At 58.1% G+C, this 14,199-nt stretch carries 18 protein-coding genes and 2 tRNA genes; 9 read left to right on the top strand and 11 right to left on the bottom strand.

Annotated features, from left to right (window positions below):
• Positions 1–5: 5 nt before the first annotated feature.
• Positions 6–1,193 (top strand): deoxyguanosinetriphosphate triphosphohydrolase family protein, encoded by a 1,188-nt coding sequence (locus tag METFOR_RS04875; RefSeq protein ID WP_015284994.1) that lies wholly within the window; start codon positions 6–8, stop codon positions 1,191–1,193.
• A 6-nt stretch (positions 1,194–1,199) separates the two neighbouring features.
• On the opposite strand, the gene METFOR_RS04870 is transcribed toward METFOR_RS04875, so the two are convergent.
• From METFOR_RS04870 to METFOR_RS04860, 3 genes are all read right to left on the bottom strand, one after another.
• A complete protein-coding gene (locus METFOR_RS04870) occupies positions 1,200–1,391 on the bottom strand; it encodes a hypothetical protein (protein WP_015284993.1) in 192 nt (63 codons plus the stop codon).
• A 25-nt stretch (positions 1,392–1,416) separates the two neighbouring features.
• The gene (locus METFOR_RS04865) at positions 1,417–3,531 is read right to left on the bottom strand and encodes a protein kinase domain-containing protein (RefSeq protein ID WP_015284992.1); all 2,115 of its coding nucleotides are present in this window, start codon (positions 3,529–3,531) and stop codon (positions 1,417–1,419) included.
• Between the two features lie 81 nt (positions 3,532–3,612).
• A complete protein-coding gene (locus METFOR_RS04860; protein WP_015284991.1) occupies positions 3,613–4,395 on the bottom strand; it encodes an FHA domain-containing protein in 783 nt (260 codons plus the stop codon).
• A gap of 253 nt (positions 4,396–4,648) precedes the next feature.
• Between METFOR_RS04860 and METFOR_RS04855 the strand changes: the two genes are divergently transcribed.
• Complete coding sequence (locus METFOR_RS04855; protein WP_015284990.1) at positions 4,649–4,885, top strand: hypothetical protein; 237 nt, start codon at positions 4,649–4,651, stop codon at positions 4,883–4,885.
• Positions 4,886–5,192: 307 nt separating this feature from the next.
• On the opposite strand, the gene METFOR_RS04850 is transcribed toward METFOR_RS04855, so the two are convergent.
• Positions 5,193–6,134: a hypothetical protein gene (locus METFOR_RS04850; RefSeq protein ID WP_015284989.1), complete on the bottom strand. Its 942-nt coding sequence runs from the start codon at positions 6,132–6,134 to the stop codon at positions 5,193–5,195.
• Between the two features lie 158 nt (positions 6,135–6,292).
• On the opposite strand from METFOR_RS04850, the gene METFOR_RS04845 reads away from it, so the two are divergent.
• The 4 genes from METFOR_RS04845 to METFOR_RS04830 all read left to right on the top strand — a co-directional run bounded on the left by METFOR_RS04845 (position 6,293) and on the right by METFOR_RS04830 (position 8,560).
• Positions 6,293–6,363 (top strand) — tRNA-Gly (locus METFOR_RS04845).
• Between the two features lie 8 nt (positions 6,364–6,371).
• A complete protein-coding gene (locus tag METFOR_RS04840; RefSeq protein WP_015284988.1) occupies positions 6,372–7,055 on the top strand; it encodes a DUF5612 domain-containing protein in 684 nt (227 codons plus the stop codon).
• A gap of 2 nt (positions 7,056–7,057) precedes the next feature.
• Positions 7,058–7,630: an L-threonylcarbamoyladenylate synthase gene (locus tag METFOR_RS04835; protein ID WP_015284987.1), complete on the top strand. Its 573-nt coding sequence runs from the start codon at positions 7,058–7,060 to the stop codon at positions 7,628–7,630.
• Between the two features lie 6 nt (positions 7,631–7,636).
• Positions 7,637–8,560: a nucleotidyltransferase domain-containing protein gene (locus tag METFOR_RS04830; RefSeq protein WP_015284986.1), complete on the top strand. Its 924-nt coding sequence runs from the start codon at positions 7,637–7,639 to the stop codon at positions 8,558–8,560.
• Between the two features lie 41 nt (positions 8,561–8,601).
• Here the strand turns inward: METFOR_RS04830 and METFOR_RS04825 are convergent, their stop codons facing one another.
• A complete protein-coding gene (locus METFOR_RS04825; RefSeq protein WP_015284985.1) occupies positions 8,602–9,015 on the bottom strand; it encodes a hypothetical protein in 414 nt (137 codons plus the stop codon).
• A gap of 176 nt (positions 9,016–9,191) precedes the next feature.
• Between METFOR_RS04825 and METFOR_RS04820 the strand changes: the two genes are divergently transcribed.
• Complete coding sequence (locus METFOR_RS04820; protein ID WP_015284984.1) at positions 9,192–9,590, top strand: DUF3795 domain-containing protein; 399 nt, start codon at positions 9,192–9,194, stop codon at positions 9,588–9,590.
• 6 nt (positions 9,591–9,596) lie between these two features.
• Here METFOR_RS04820 and METFOR_RS04815 read toward each other — a convergent pair whose 3' ends face one another.
• Positions 9,597–10,292 (bottom strand): CRISPR-associated protein Cas4, encoded by a 696-nt coding sequence (locus METFOR_RS04815; RefSeq protein ID WP_015284983.1) that lies wholly within the window; start codon positions 10,290–10,292, stop codon positions 9,597–9,599.
• Between the two features lie 80 nt (positions 10,293–10,372).
• Between METFOR_RS04815 and METFOR_RS04810 the strand changes: the two genes are divergently transcribed.
• Complete coding sequence (locus METFOR_RS04810) at positions 10,373–10,666, top strand: DUF3467 domain-containing protein (protein ID WP_015284982.1); 294 nt, start codon at positions 10,373–10,375, stop codon at positions 10,664–10,666.
• 48 nt (positions 10,667–10,714) lie between these two features.
• Positions 10,715–10,786 (top strand) — tRNA-Thr (locus METFOR_RS04805).
• Between the two features lie 24 nt (positions 10,787–10,810).
• On the opposite strand, the gene METFOR_RS04800 is transcribed toward METFOR_RS04805, so the two are convergent.
• The 5 genes from METFOR_RS04800 to thiM form a co-directional block, all read right to left on the bottom strand.
• On the bottom strand, positions 10,811–11,119 hold the full coding sequence (locus METFOR_RS04800) for a hypothetical protein (protein ID WP_015284981.1): 309 nt from the start codon (positions 11,117–11,119) through the stop codon (positions 10,811–10,813).
• A 10-nt stretch (positions 11,120–11,129) separates the two neighbouring features.
• Positions 11,130–12,158 (bottom strand): PAS domain-containing protein, encoded by a 1,029-nt coding sequence (locus METFOR_RS04795; RefSeq protein ID WP_158491351.1) that lies wholly within the window; start codon positions 12,156–12,158, stop codon positions 11,130–11,132.
• Between the two features lie 130 nt (positions 12,159–12,288).
• A complete protein-coding gene (locus tag METFOR_RS04790) occupies positions 12,289–12,675 on the bottom strand; it encodes a DNA polymerase ligase N-terminal domain-containing protein (RefSeq protein ID WP_015284979.1) in 387 nt (128 codons plus the stop codon).
• Positions 12,672–13,316 carry a thiamine phosphate synthase gene (gene thiE / locus METFOR_RS04785; RefSeq protein ID WP_015284978.1) on the bottom strand — a complete coding sequence of 215 codons (645 nt, stop codon included), beginning with the start codon at positions 13,314–13,316 and terminating at the stop codon, positions 12,672–12,674. The genes METFOR_RS04790 and thiE overlap by 4 nt, the downstream gene beginning before the upstream one ends.
• 7 nt (positions 13,317–13,323) lie before the next feature.
• Positions 13,324–14,124, bottom strand: a complete 801-nt coding sequence (gene thiM / locus METFOR_RS04780; RefSeq protein ID WP_015284977.1) for a hydroxyethylthiazole kinase — start codon at positions 14,122–14,124, stop codon at positions 13,324–13,326.
• Positions 14,125–14,199 lie beyond the last annotated feature (75 nt).

Raw genomic sequence — 14,199 nt, 5'->3', positions numbered from 1 at the left:
CAGTTATGAAGAGACCGGCGCGGAAACGCGTTCCTGACCCGGAACGTGCATCCGCTATCAGGGCCCTTACCATGAAACGGGAGGCGCTCCTCTCGTCCCTGGCAGCGACCAGCGCAGATGCCGTGCGCCGCTATGACCGGGAGCAGGAAGACATCCGAACCCCGTACTCCCGCGATGCCGACCGGATCATCCACACCCGCGCCTATACCCGCTACATCGATAAGACGCAGGTCTTCTATCTTGTGGACAACGACCATATCACGCACCGGGTCATCCATGTCCAGCTGGTCTCGAAGATCGCCCGGACGATCGGCCGTTCGCTCCGGCTCAACGAGGATCTCATCGAGGCAATAGCCCTCGGGCACGATATCGGCCACATCCCCTACGGCCACTTCGGGGAGAGCTGCCTCTCTGCCCTCTGCGAACAGCACGGGATCGGCAGGTTCTCCCACAATGTCCAGAGCGTCAGGTTCTTAGACCAGATCGAGGACTGCGACCTGACCATGCAGGTCCTTGACGGTATCCTCTGCCACAACGGCGAAGCCGACGACATCCGGATCGCGCCCGAACCCCTCTACGGCTGGGCTGCATTCGACCGGAAGGTCCAGGAGAATGCCGATGGAAGACGTTCACGGCCTCCTATGACGCTCGAAGGCTGCGTGGTGAAGTTCGCCGATACGATTGCTTACATTGGCAGGGATTTGCAGGACGCACGGGACGTGGGGCTCATCGATGACCGGACCGCAATTCCTGCGCAGGCAAAAGATGTGCTTGGCAGCACGAACCGGGAGATCATCAATACCCTGATCTACGACCTTCTCGAAAACAGCGACGCGGAGGAGAAGGGATTCATCTCGTACAGTCATGAGGTGGAACAGGCGCTGATCGCCCTGCGGGCCTTTTCGCGGCAGCATATCTATGACAACCCGAAGCTGACTGCGGAACGGAAAAAGATCCAGCGGATGTACTTCACCCTCTTTTCCTCCTGCCTCGAATCGCTGGAACAGGAGGAGACAACAGCAAAGATCTACACGGACTTCATCAACACACGGTGGACGAACACGCGTTATCTCAAAACAGCAACCCTGCCGGAACTCGTGCGGGATTTCATTGCCGGGATGACCGACCGCTACTTTGCCAAGCGGTACGAAGAGTGTGTCATCCCGAGAAGAGTGGAAGGGAAGTTCCGGTAAAAAACGTCAATCGCAGCGGCTCTTGGGCCCGGCCCATCCGGTGAATCCGCAGTAGATGCAACCGACACCCTCGCAGTGTCCGCAGAGGGTCTTTGGGGCTGTGACAAGGACAGTCCCGGCCTTGTTGCAGTACAGGCAGCCCTCGCCATCACAATGGCGGCAGGTCGCAGGCTCAAATGTCTTTTCCGGTTCGCTCATTCGTGGTCACCCCGTACATCATGGTTCATCCGTCATCCTCGTCAAGGTACCCTTTGAGTGCGGCAAGCAGCTCCTCTGCCGACTGGTACCGCTGTGCCGGGTCCTTCTCCAGGCACTTTATGATGATCTTCTCGACAGCCTCTGCTTCGGGATTGTACTCTGAGGGGCGAAGCGGGGGATCGCGCAGGATGGCATTTCCGACTTCGACAATGCTCTCCCCGCCAAAGGGGATTGACCCGGTGACCAGCTCGTAAAAGACAACCCCGAGCTGGTAGATGTCTGTCCGTTCGTCTGTCCTGCCGAACTCGGAGGGTGATACCTGTTCGGGGGCTGCGTAGGAGAGAGAGAAACCCGCAACGCTCGATTTCTTGACATCGGCAGCGAGCACCTTGCTCATCCCCCAGTCCGTGATCTTTGGCACCAGTTCATCGGTAAGCAGGATGTTGTGGGGTTTGATGTCACGGTGGATGAACCCGTGGTCATGGGCGTAGCGGAGCCCTTCGGTAACACCGGTGATGAGACGGACCGCTTTCCAGACGGGGAGGGGTTTTTCCAGCGCCTCAAGCGATCCCGGGACAAACTCCATCTCAACGTACGGGACCGGCAGGATGTTCACCGCAGAGACTTCGACGATATTCTGGTGGCGGAGGGTCTCCCAGGCAGCAATCTCGTTCAAGAAACACTTCCCGGTCACCTCGTCGAAACTGATCGGGATCTTTACGGCAACCCGGACACCGTCAGTCTTACGGTACGCCGAGAAGACCCAGGCGATCCCGCCCCGCCCGACAAACGATATGTCGGTATACTTGCTCTCCAGCTCCCGGGGGAAGTAGTTCTTCTGGTCCGTTGCTGCAGGGAGGGGCGAAGCCCGCGTCTCTTCCGCCATGTCAGCCACGGTCTCCGCGGGCCGTGTGACAAGTCCCCATGTCTTGTCAACGGCTCCCTTCAGGACGGACGCCGCCCGGGTGGTGACCGGGGCAAGGGATTCGGGAAGGGACACCTCCTCGGACGAACGGAAAACGAAGAGATAGACACCGATACCGGCAAGGACAAGGCCGATGGCAATGAGGACAACCGCGGTCAGGGGGATGTTCTGCAGGATCCTGGCAAACCCCTCTCCGATCCCTGAACTCCCGGAAGTGCCCGGGGTTGATGGCTGGGTCGGCAGGGGAGACTGCACGGCTGTTTGCGCCGGTCTCGCCGTCACCGGAATCCGGGTAGTGACCGGTGACGGTGAGGCCGTGATGGCCGCCCCGGAGGCGGGTGTGGCGTCAACGCTCACGGTAGAATAATACGTGACCGGGTCCATCAGGGGAAAGTCGTCGGCAGAATATGGATCGTTTCCCTCACCGGCAGCAACGCTGGTCTGCGTCGGGTAGGGAATATCCCCGATTCCGTCACCGTTCGCATCCTTCCCGCGGTAGTCGTTCCAGTAATTGCCCATCCGGCTCTTTACGGTCGTTCCCAGATAGATATACTGGTAGGTGGCGGGGCTGCTCCATAAGGAGCTCGGACTCTTCGAGACAACATTCTGGGTGTTGAAGAACATGTTCCGGGAGACCGTGTTGGACCGCGATTCGGCGTCCATGGTCATCCCGATGGCATTATCCTGGATGGTGTTGTCATCGAACGTGTTGCTGCTCGATGCGGTAAGGGTAATTCCCGCCCGGTTGTTGCCGGTGATAGTATTGCCGACAATTGAGTTCTTGTCGGACGAAACGAACGTTATCCCTTCGCCGTTGTCCTGGATGGTATTGTGCCGGATGAAGTTGCTGTCCGAGGAGACGCGGATCCCGCTCGCACCGGCACTTCCCATGATGGTGAATCCCTGCACGGAACAACCGTCGGCGTGGATCTCAATGCCGCTTGCTGCCGGCTGCGGTGCGATGACCGGCGCTCCGCTCCCGCTGTCCACACCAATCAGGGTCAGTTTCTTGTCAATCCGGACGGGATCCGTGTACGTCCCGCTCATGACACGGATAGTATCGCCGCCAACCGCCCAGTCAACAGCATCCTTGATCGTGGAGAACTCGGCTCCACTGGGCCCCACCGTATGTTCGGCGGCGGCAGCCGGCAGGCTGATGAGCATGGCAGCAAGTGCAATAACGCCAAGGATCCGGAAGCGTGAACACGGGATCATGGGGGATCGAAAGAAACTACTTCTCTTATTCGTACTGGAGGGGATAGTTCTTATAAGTGCGTCCTTTTCACCCGCAGTTCATTATGCCCCGGGAAGGATCACGACGAGCCGGACACCAGATATGCCTTTTGCAAGTTCGATGAGGTCCCCGTCATGGAGCGCGTTCTTGATACCTTTCTCCAGCTTGTGGTTGTTCAGCTGGGTGCCGCCGGTGCTGCCGCAGTCCTCGAGGTACCACCCGCTCTTGTCATGGGTGAATTTTGCATGGGGGCGGGAGACACGGGTGACCGCAGAATAACTGTCGGCAAGGACGATGTCTTTCTCGGGCTGGAACGATGCAGCATTCTCCGGATCATTCCTACCCACAGCGATGCTGTCGCCTTTTAACAGGAATACCTTCTTGTCATCCGGGCCGCCCAGGACGATGGCTGCCGGAGCATTACCCAGCACTTCCTTGGAGAGGGTGCCTTTCACCTCGTCAAGCCGGCGCGCGATATCGCTTCCCACCACCTGGACCCGGGTATTAGAGAAAAGCCCGAGGTTCCGGATGATTGCCTCAAGGCCTCCCGGGACCAGGGAATACTCCCAGACCGGGTGGATCCCTTTCGACGTCGGGGCACCGAGTCCCGCCTCTTTTTTGATCACGCCGATACTCAGCAGCCTGTCAAGGTGCTTCTTGGTATTCTCGTAGCTCGTCTCGATCTCCTTGGAGATGGTACGGGCATCGCGGGGTTTCTTTTCCAGGAATTTCAGTATCCGTAACCGTGCGCTGCTCGAGAGCACGTCCAGGTATTCCGAGAGCTCCTCAAGCGAGTCGGAATCCTCGTGAACAATGAGTGTGGGGGATTTGTCAGCGGCGTCCATGATGCTCCACCAGGGGGTATACACCTTCTCTTGGTTACCGGAAGATAAGGGTATGACTGTTTATATTTTCTGCTTATGGTTTCTCTTCATAATTACACTCCCCGGGTTGATTCCTGTAACCGCGGGGTTCTGTCAATAAACCCGGGCAATTCTGGGTATTTATCAGCCTGCCCGGAAAACAGGATAAATCAGGTGATGCACGAAGCTGATTCGGCGTGTCACCGATCCATCCAAAACAAAAGGAGACCACTTCATGAACACCGGCATCATCATGATCGGACTGTCCCTTGTCCTGCTCTCGGTTGGGTTGATCTCATCCCCGGCTTCCGCAGCGTTTCCCGATGGCGGTTGTGGCAGCGCTGTCATGGTACCGGGTTCCCCGCACGGGGCAACGATTACCAGTACATGGGAGACCAGTGGCACACCTGTTTTCCCGATCACCAGCGCAGGGATTCGGACATACAATCACCGGATGCCCGGCAGTTCATGAGATGCCCCCCATGCCACGCACCGGAACGAACGTTGACCAGAACAGCACGTCATAAGGCCCGCAGCACACGGGCCGTGAAACAGGTAACGGCACCACTATCGCCTCATACTGCCGGCATGAGCCGGCAGAAATGCAGTACACACTCCAGAGGTCCGGAGATCACTCGTTTCTCCGGAGATCATACACACCCCATCATCCATACTCTTTTTACAAAGGGATTTCCGTTATTCTCCCGCAAGAACTCAGGATAACCACAGAGCCGCGGATATGACCCGGGAATGTCTATGAATGATAAAAAGGGGGGAGATTATTTCCGCTTGTTCAGGAACAGCGCCATGCAGGCCCCTGCTATTCCCAAGGCGAGAATAGTGACCGGTACCGGTACCGGGGATTCTTGGGGAGCGGTTGTGGGAAGCGCGGTTTGCTGAACAGTTGTCTTTATCGCGGTCGGTCGTGTCGTCGGGGTCTGGGGAGCCGTTGTTACCGCGGCAGCGGGAGTCGTCACTTCAGCCTCGGCAGGAACGGTGAGCCGGACATTGTCGAGATAGCCTTCAGCGTACCGGTGCATCATACCATAGTCCCCGATCGAGCCGAGATAGATGCGGTCCATCCCGCTCAGGTCCTCGACAGTATTGATGTAATACCCCCAGATCTCCTGCCCGCTCGTCTTCTCGTTCACCTTCATGGTGAGGGTGCGCTGGTCCTTGTTGTAGTCCACCGTTACCCGGTAGGTCTTGTTCAGCTCGTAGTTCACGGTCGGGCCTTTGTAGGCAATGCTGCCGCTGTTCTGCGTATCTCCCGACTCGCTGTTGACCTTCATCAGCTTGTTGCCGGGTGTGACCAGCCGGAGCCACATGATCTGGCCGTATTTTGCATTGGTGAACTCGGTGAGGACATTGGGGCCAACCTCCGGGTTCATGGCTTCCCCCGAGAAACCGAGCCGGAACGTGGTTCCTTCATCCACCTTGTTGAGAATCACATCGTATTCCAGCGTGAACGGCTGCTTCTCGTAGCCCTTGACAAGCGTATAAGCATAGGCACCGGTACTGGGCTCGATAGCAAAATGGTACATCTGGAGCCCGGGGTCCCAGTAATCAAGGGACGGGTTGTTGGTCACCCATTTTGGATTACTCGAGAACGAGTTCTGGTACAGGACGGTAACCGGGCCGCCGGTCGCTCCCTGCGCAGGAACGCATACAAGGGCGAGCAGGCCGGCCATCAGGATCAGTGTCAGGATTCGCAGGCGCATAGTATCTCTCCGGCGTCAGATTTTCCCGGAAACGGTTGCTCCCGGTAAACGCGGTCTTCTCTGGATAGAGTTTGTTTTCTGCGGTATTAATACGAACCCGCGGACAACCGGGATATATTTATGGTAAACTCACCCAATAATTGAGAGCAGCAATACGTGCGATAATAGTCTAGCGGTAGGACAGGAGCTTCCCAAGCTTCTAACCCGGGTTCGATCCCCGGTTATCGCATCAGTCCTATGGAGTCTGAACCCGAACGGTCGGCAATACGGATCATCGCGGAGAACCGCAGGGGCGTCCTGCGGGATATCGCAACCGTGGTAGCCAACCATGACGCAAACATCGTCATGATCAACCAGGAGGTGTTCGACACCGGCCCGTACTGCGGCATGGCCGAACTCTATTTTGAGTATGACTGCGACGATTCCCGCGACCATGCCCAGTTCTTAAAGGACTTAAACGACATCGACTCGGTCAAGGACGTCAGGGCGTACCAGCCGTTTGGTCATATCTTCGGGTCGCGTGTCATCATCATAGGCGGTGGAGCGCAGGTGGCGCAGGTTGCCCTCGGTGCCGTTAACGAGGCTGACCGGCACAACATCCGGGGCGAGCGGATCTCGGTGGACACTATTCCCCTCGTCGGGGAGCGCACCCTTGCCCTCGCCGTGGACGCAGTAGCCCGCCTGCCCCGGGCCACTATCCTCGTCCTTGCGGGATCCATCATGGGCGGTGAGATCTCGAAAGCCGTTGACCGTGTCCGCGAGGCAGGGATACCGGTCATCGCGCTCAAGATGGCGGGTACCGTACCGGAGCATGCCGACCTTGTGGTGACCGATCCCATCCAAGCGGGAGTCTTTGCCGTCATGCACGTCAGTTCCAAGGCAGTCTTCGATATCAACCGTGTCAGGGGACGGGAATTCTGAGTATGGACATCATGAAAAAGGCCGTCTCTGTCCTGATGCATGACGGCCTCGTGGTCTACCCCACCGAGACGGTATACGGCCTTGGGGCCGATGCATTCTCCGAAGAGGCAATCCGGAAAGTATACGAAGCAAAGAAACGCCCGATTGCGATGCCGGTCTCGATCGCCGTCTCCGACCGGGATATGCTGGGAGCGGTCGTCCGCACCGAATCCTGGATGGACCGCTTCTTCGATACCTTCCTTCCCGGGCCGGTGACCGTTGTCCTCCCTGCACGGAACTGCGTCCCGGACGTCCTGACCGGGGGGACCGGCAGGATAGGAATACGGATGCCGGCCCACCCGCTTGCCCTGCAGCTGATCGCTGCATTCGATGGCCCGATCACGGCGACGAGCGCCAACCTCCACGGGGCAAAGGACCCGCAGACACCGGATGAATGCACAGTCCCCCACGAGTTACTCATTGACGGGGGAAGGCTGCCCGGAACCCCAAGTACGGTGGTCGACCTGGAGAAGAGGGAGATTATCCGGAGCGGGGCGGATATCGATAGAATCGCATCGTTCCTGCGATCCCGGTGATTCTGTATGCTGCCCGTCCGCCTGCGTGATTTTATCGAAGACCGGGATGGCTGGCTTTATGCGGTCTCCACGTACGACAATACCGACCGGATCGGCTGCGTTCTTCGGTATGTCCCTGAAGAGAGCGGTGCCCGCGTCCACCCTTCCGGGCGCCGTTACACCAAGTACGACTTCGAAGAGGCATATGCCCACATCGCACAGCATAAACCGGAATACGCGGGGCTCCTCCACCGTGTCCCCTACGAAGACGTGAATCGCATCCTCAAACCCGACCAGGAGATCAACAGGATTGCCGCCGCCCACCCCCGTGTGCGAAAACTCGTCAGCCTCTTTGCCCAGCCCCCGGGGACAGTCGGGTGCACCGGTTCCCTCCTTTGCGACCTTGCCAACGAGAGTTCGGATATTGACATGGTGGTGTACGGGAAGAACTGGTTTTCTGCCCAGGCTCTGGTCCGGCAGGGGATCCTTGACGGAAAGATCGAAGGGCTCTCGGAAGCAATGTGGCGCAAGGTATACGAGAAGCGCAAACCCGAGATCCCGTACGATTCCTTCGTGCTTCACGAACAGCGGAAGTGGAACCGCGGACAGATCGAAGGCACCTACTTCGATATCCTGTACACGCGCTCCTACGATGAGATAAAGAGCGCCACCTCCGGCCGGGGGACGGTGCTGGGAAAAGCAACCATCGAAGCTAAGGTAATTGACGCCTCGCTCGCCTTTGACAATCCCGCGGTATACGAGGTGGAGCACGAATCGGTCTCGCGGGTCCTCTCCTTCACCCACACGTACAGCGGTCAGGCGCTTGCCGGGGAGATTATCGAGGCATGCGGTGTCCTCGAAGAGCACGGCAGCGAGCAGTGGCTTGTCGTGGGGACTACCCGCGAGGCACGCGGGGAATATATTGTATCAAAGACACTTCTCGAATCTTAAAAAAGGAAATACAGGGGCATGCATCTTCCAGCAGGTCTTTGTTACCCGCTTATGGCGCAACTTCCCCGAGTCTCCCGGTTCCCCGGACTCTCCCGGATACCGGCATGGTGCCAGACCTCTACCGCATCCTCGTACTGGTCCGGGAATCGCGCAGTTCCGGGAACGAACCGGAACTTCCGCAGGATATGCTGCATGACCGGGCGGGGCATGACCACGCTCACATCGTACCCACCGGTCAGCCACTGGCAGATCAGCGCCTGCGTGTTTCCCTCGTTTTTGTGCCGGGATATGATATAGTGGAGGATGAGCCGGTTGCCCGCTTCCATCTCCAGCCAGCCGGAGAATAGGTCTTCGGTGAATCCCAGTGCATCGCCTTCAGAAGTACCGGTCTCGATACGGTGTACTGTCATCTGCTTCACTTCCTTTCTTTTCAGGATCCGGAGGATTGCACCCATTCCCGATTTAAGCGTGAGGAGGGGGGAGGGTGAAAGTGACGGGCGCGGGGAGGAGGGGGGTCGGACGGTGTACTGCTTTTCCAGTATGGCACCAGCAGGACACCTGCCATACCACAGAAATCCCCGGGGTCTAATAACCCGCCAGGTTTTTTTCCGCTCGTACCCTATACCCGGGTATGACCGGGAAATCCCCCTTCAGGACAACGCTCATTGCACCCTGCGGCATGAACTGTGCCATCTGCATGGCGTTCCTGCGGAAGAAGAAGCACTGCGGCGGGTGTTCTGCTTCGGACCGTCTGTGCAGCATCAACTGCACAATCTCTTCCTGCGATCGGGTGAAAGGACGATACCACCATACCTGTAGCGACTTTCCCTGCAAACGGCTGAAGCAGCTGGACAAGCGGTACCGGGCGAAATACCACATGAGCATGATCGAGAACCTGGAGGCGATCAAAAGGGATGGCATCCGCGCATTCGTGAAAAGCGAACGGGAACGCTGGAGCTGCAAAGCCTGCGGCGGGACGATTGATATCCACCACTTCCGCTGTTCAGTATGTAGCAGGGAACCGGAATAACCGTCCTTACAACAATTCCGACAGCCGCTTCCCCACGCTGCTTTCGCACTTCTCCTGGTGCCTGCAACGGTTGCAGGGCGCGTTGAGCGGGTGCTGTGGCATGGCACCCTCGCGTATTTCCCGTAATTTCCTTAGGGTGGCGATAACCTGCCGACGGTCACGGGGCTGGACCTCGTGGAAACGGGAGACGCCATCGGGGATGTATTCGATATTCCCGCCCTTCACTTCCGATCCGGTCATCTCTTCAAGGCAGAGCGCGATGGCAGCAACCCGGAGGCGGTCGGCGGCATAGGCACCAAACGGCATGGCACCCGATGCCCGGATGATGGAGAACGTCCCCTCGCCGTCAATGCGATCAATCATGCCGGCCAGTTTCTGGATATCGGAGACTACCCGGACATCGGTCTCCGATGCAGGCTTCCACGCAGTATTTTTGCAGGCCGTAATGCAGATGTCCAGAAATTCCTTCAGGGACGGGTCGATACCCGGGCGGACTGCCTTGACCTCCTGCCAGATAGCTTCGGCATCAAGCGGTGTTCCAAGGTGGTAGGATAACTGTTTGCAGACCGCGTAGCGGTCCGATTCCGCGAGAGTCTCGTGCCGCTCGTAATAATACCGGACCGGGCAGGCATGCACCCGTACCAGGTCGGAGATTGTGTAGTAGTCCGTGTGGGCAGCCAGGGCAATTCCTCTTACTAGCATGTGGGAACGGGAGAAGAAGATAGTTGCGGGACATCCAGACAGGAAAAGACGGATAATCTTTCAGGGAAAACACTAATTGCATGGCATCCCAGGAAATATCTGTCAATATCCCGCCCACGCTCGACCCCGTATACAGCAACATGATCCAGGTTGCGTACAAGGACGATGAGTTCACCTTCCTCTTCCTCCACCAGCTCCCGCAGGTGAACCAGGCGCGGGCAAAGGCCATCGTCTCCATCACACCCTCGCACGCGAAGAACCTCGTTGCGGTCCTCTCAAAGAGCGTTGCCGATTACGAGTCCAAGTTCGGCACCATCGCGCCCAAGGAGCAGCCGGCACAGCAGAACGTCACGACACTCTCCGGTTACTCGTAATCCACACATATTTTTATTAACGCAAAAGCCGATATTGTGAGGTATTGCGCCGCCGTGGCTTAGCGGTATAGCGGCTGATTCGTAATCAGCAGGTCGAGGGTTCAAGTCCCTCCGGCGGCTTCGTTCTTTTCCTGCAGTTTTCCTTTACCCACGCAGGTTTTTCGTCCCCACAATCTGCGCCCCGCCGGGTTTCATTTCCGGCCACGGCAGAGAGCACCGAGGATCATGAACAGGGGAATCCCCCACAGGATATGCGACAATAAAGAACGCCCCGACTGCCCGGAGGATTGGACCGGACCACGGGGTTTCGCTGCCCGGTGTGGTCATGAGCCCACAGGAGAAAACAAGGGCAGAGAGGAGCAGGTACAGGACAAGCCCGAGAAGCGCCCCCTTCCCATAATCCAGAACCAGCCGCCCGGCCTTTGAGTGCAGGGAGATCACCTCCTGCTGCATACGAACGATCTCAGGCCAGCTTCCGTTCCGAGAGATCGCGGATCGTGCTCATGACGGCAGGCATCCCGAAATACTCGGTGACACGGCTGCTGATCTCGACTTTCATCGCGCTGCCATCCTTCTTTCTGAGCTCCGACTCAAAGAGAATATGGCCCCGTGCCGTGAACTGTTTTACCTCGTCAGAAGGGAACATAGTGCCGGGAACAACGGCGAGATCGTAGAGGCTTTTGTTCATGAACTCCTTCTTCGTGTACCCGAGGTAGCGGCTTGCGATGACATTGGCCTCGAAAATCTTCCCGTCAATGTCATGAAGGATGATCGCGTCGCTTGCCCCGTCAAAAAGGGTGCGGTAGCGGAGCTCGGACTCGATCAGCTCGTCCTTCATCCGCTTGCCTTCCGTGATGTCCATGAACGAGAGCACGGTAAATCCCTCCTTGCTGACGGCTGCCGAGACAAGCACCCAGATCACGGTCCGGTCCTTCTTCCGCAGCGCGACCTCCATCTCCGCTATCGTCCCTTCGTCGCGGATCTTCTTGATGGCAGCAACCTCCTGTTTGGAGTCGAACCAGAGATCGCCAAAGTCGAGTCCCGAAAGTTCGTCACTTGCGTATCCTAGGATGGACGCGGCCTTCCGGTTGGCTGCCAGGATCTTCCGCGTCTCGCGGCTGATCGTCAGGATGCCGGCCTGCGAGGTCTCGAAGATCTCGCGGTATTTCCTCTCCTGCACGACCTGCGTTGAGAAGGCGGCAAGCACCACACCAAGCGAGACGAAGATATAGAAGAATGCCATGCTTGCTGCGTAGAGCTGGATGCTGGCCGGGCCGTACAGATAGACAATGCCGAGGAATACCCAGCCGAGGACAACGGTGAAATACACTGCATAGCGGGGGCAGCACCAGGCGATCATCAGGATGGGGAGGATGTAGAAGTACGGGAAGATGTCGGTAAAGCCATTTTTTAAAGAGTATATCGATATGAGGATGATCCCCAGGGTCAAAAGCCCCGTAACGGAGAGCCAGAGAGTGTTTCGCGGTGACACGGCATTCATATCGCTTCGGACCTGCACATTAATCTTCTGTTGAAGATGGAGTGCGGAATTTCTTATAAGTTGCCCCCGTTTTCGGATCCACCTCCCGGAACTACCCGGGGGATCCGTTCTCCGGGCCGGATCACACTTTTGTACGGAGGACAAGCCACTCTCTTTCCCCTGCTTTCTTAAACCGGATGAGAACGTATTTTCCGGTATACCGGCTGCCGCTTAAGTGAACTTCGATGCGCCCGGGCCCCCATTCGAGAGGTTCGTACGTCCCGGTATCGGCGATCTTCACTTCTCCTGCCCCGTAGTCCCCTTCCGGGATCGTTCCCTCAAAGCCGATATAGTCGAGGGGATGGTCTTCGACTGCGATCGCCAGCCGCCGTTCGCCGGCCTTCTCCGGCAGCCCTTTGGGCACTGCCCAGCTGGCAAGCACGCCGTCGTGCTCCAGCCGGAAGTCGAAGTGGTGGTGCCGGGCAAAATGCTCGTGCAGGACAAAACGCGGCGTGGTACCGCCCGTCATGGCGTTCCTCCCCGTGCGCGTTTCGATGCGGCAATGATCGCAGAAAGCCTGCGTGCCGCTGCCGTGATATCAGGCTGCGAGACAACCGCGGAGATGACCGCGATCCCGTCCGCTCCTGCTCCAATGACGTCAGCAGCATTGGCCGGTCCGATGCCGCCGATGCCGATGACCAATATGCTGACGGCAGACCGGATATCCTTCAGGGTGGCGAGCCCGTATCCCGGGCCTGCATCGGCTTTTGAGCCGGTGGGGAAGACCGGGCTGACTGCCACATAGTCGGCACCCTGCTGTTCTGCGGCAAGGGCTTCGTCAACGGACCCCACCGATATACCGATGATAAATCCGGCCGGGGAGAGCTGGCGGGCCGTGCCGCACCCCATATCATCCTGGCCGAGATGGACGCCGTCAGCCCCGCAGGTAAGAGCAATGTCCAGCCGGTCGTTGACGATGAAGAGCGTTCCGGCCTTCCGCGTAATTTCCCCTATCTCGCGGCCAACCCGCACCATCTCGCGGGAGGTGAGGGTCTTGTCCCGGAACTGGATGACGTCAGCACCACCAAGAACCGCCCGCCGGGCGATCTCGCTGTGCGGCAGGCCGCCTGCAAGGCCTTCGTCAGTGATAACGTACAGGTCAAGTTTCATGGGATTGCTATACGGTTTTCATCCTTGCTGCCCGGGCAAGGTCTTCCGGGGAGAGGGTGGCAAGCTCATCGAAGAGCCCTTTCTTGAAACTGCCGGGTCCCCGCGCCGATGCCGCTGACCGTTCGCCGGCAATGCCGAACGCGGCAAAGGCTGCAGCTGCTGCAAGGACCGGATCTTTTGATTCAGCCACAAAAACTCCGGTGACGGATGCTGCCATGCAGCCTGTTCCGGAGATGCTGCCCATCATCGGGTGGCCATTCTCCACGAGCAGCGTATGCTTCCCGTCGGTGATTACATCCGTTGCACCGCTGATGGCAACAGTCAGGCCGGCTGCCTCCGCATACTCCTGTGCAATGCAGACCGGGTCGCCGGACAATCCATGGGAGTCGACACCCCTGACGTTTGCTTCGGCACCGGCCAGCACACCGATCTCGCCGGCATTGCCCTTGAGGACCGTAATATCGAGCCGGTCCATGAGCCGCTGTGCGGTCTTTGTCCGGTACTGCGTTGCACCGACCCCCACCGGATCGAGGATGACCGGGATCTTCTGTTCGTTCGCCATGCTGCCGGCAAGTTCCATGGACTCGATCTGTACCCTGTTGAGTGTCCCGATGTTGAGGACAAGTGCGTTTGCTATCGCTGCCATCTCCACTGCTTCCTCCACGGCATCGGCCATGACCGGGGCACCGCCGGCACAGAGCGTGATGTTGGCACAGTCATTGACTGTCACGTAATTCGTGATATGGTGGACAAGCGGGCGTTTCTCCCTCACACGGGAGAAAATGTCAGCAATCTGCTGTTTCTTCATGGGCTATCACATCCGGATGGGCCGCATGGCCCGGTTGCGTGAAGATGTTTGGTGATTCCTACATATTAAATCATG

It is taken from the genome of Methanoregula formicica SMSP (genome assembly GCF_000327485.1).
Classification (GTDB): Archaea; Halobacteriota; Methanomicrobia; order Methanomicrobiales; family Methanospirillaceae; genus Methanoregula; species Methanoregula formicica.
The sequence above is the reverse complement of the archived record's forward strand: the minus strand, read 5'-3'. Positions and strand labels throughout refer to the sequence as shown.

Bases quoted from the DNA above. Each gene is read 5' to 3' on its own strand.
- METFOR_RS04865 (WP_015284992.1), bottom strand. From the start codon at position 3,531: ATGATCCCGTGTTCACGCTTCCGGATCCTTGGCGTTATTGCACTTGCT.
- METFOR_RS04850 (WP_015284989.1), bottom strand. From the start codon at position 6,134: ATGCGCCTGCGAATCCTGACACTGATCCTGATGGCCGGCCTGCTCGCC.
- thiE (WP_015284978.1), bottom strand. From the start codon at position 13,316: ATGAAACTTGACCTGTACGTTATCACTGACGAAGGCCTTGCAGGCGGC.
- METFOR_RS04815 (WP_015284983.1), bottom strand. From the start codon at position 10,292: ATGCTAGTAAGAGGAATTGCCCTGGCTGCCCACACGGACTACTACACA.
- METFOR_RS04870 (WP_015284993.1), bottom strand. From the start codon at position 1,391: ATGAGCGAACCGGAAAAGACATTTGAGCCTGCGACCTGCCGCCATTGT.
- METFOR_RS04835 (WP_015284987.1), top strand. From the start codon at position 7,058: ATGGACATCATGAAAAAGGCCGTCTCTGTCCTGATGCATGACGGCCTC.
- METFOR_RS04810 (WP_015284982.1), top strand. From the start codon at position 10,373: ATGGCATCCCAGGAAATATCTGTCAATATCCCGCCCACGCTCGACCCC.
- METFOR_RS04855 (WP_015284990.1), top strand. From the start codon at position 4,649: ATGAACACCGGCATCATCATGATCGGACTGTCCCTTGTCCTGCTCTCG.
- thiM (WP_015284977.1), bottom strand. From the start codon at position 14,124: ATGAAGAAACAGCAGATTGCTGACATTTTCTCCCGTGTGAGGGAGAAA.
- METFOR_RS04830 (WP_015284986.1), top strand. From the start codon at position 7,637: ATGCTGCCCGTCCGCCTGCGTGATTTTATCGAAGACCGGGATGGCTGG.
- METFOR_RS04860 (WP_015284991.1), bottom strand. From the start codon at position 4,395: ATGGACGCCGCTGACAAATCCCCCACACTCATTGTTCACGAGGATTCC.
- METFOR_RS04790 (WP_015284979.1), bottom strand. From the start codon at position 12,675: ATGACGGGCGGTACCACGCCGCGTTTTGTCCTGCACGAGCATTTTGCC.
- METFOR_RS04840 (WP_015284988.1), top strand. From the start codon at position 6,372: ATGGAGTCTGAACCCGAACGGTCGGCAATACGGATCATCGCGGAGAAC.
- METFOR_RS04820 (WP_015284984.1), top strand. From the start codon at position 9,192: ATGACCGGGAAATCCCCCTTCAGGACAACGCTCATTGCACCCTGCGGC.
- METFOR_RS04875 (WP_015284994.1), top strand. From the start codon at position 6: ATGAAGAGACCGGCGCGGAAACGCGTTCCTGACCCGGAACGTGCATCC.
- METFOR_RS04825 (WP_015284985.1), bottom strand. From the start codon at position 9,015: ATGGGTGCAATCCTCCGGATCCTGAAAAGAAAGGAAGTGAAGCAGATG.
- METFOR_RS04800 (WP_015284981.1), bottom strand. From the start codon at position 11,119: ATGCAGCAGGAGGTGATCTCCCTGCACTCAAAGGCCGGGCGGCTGGTT.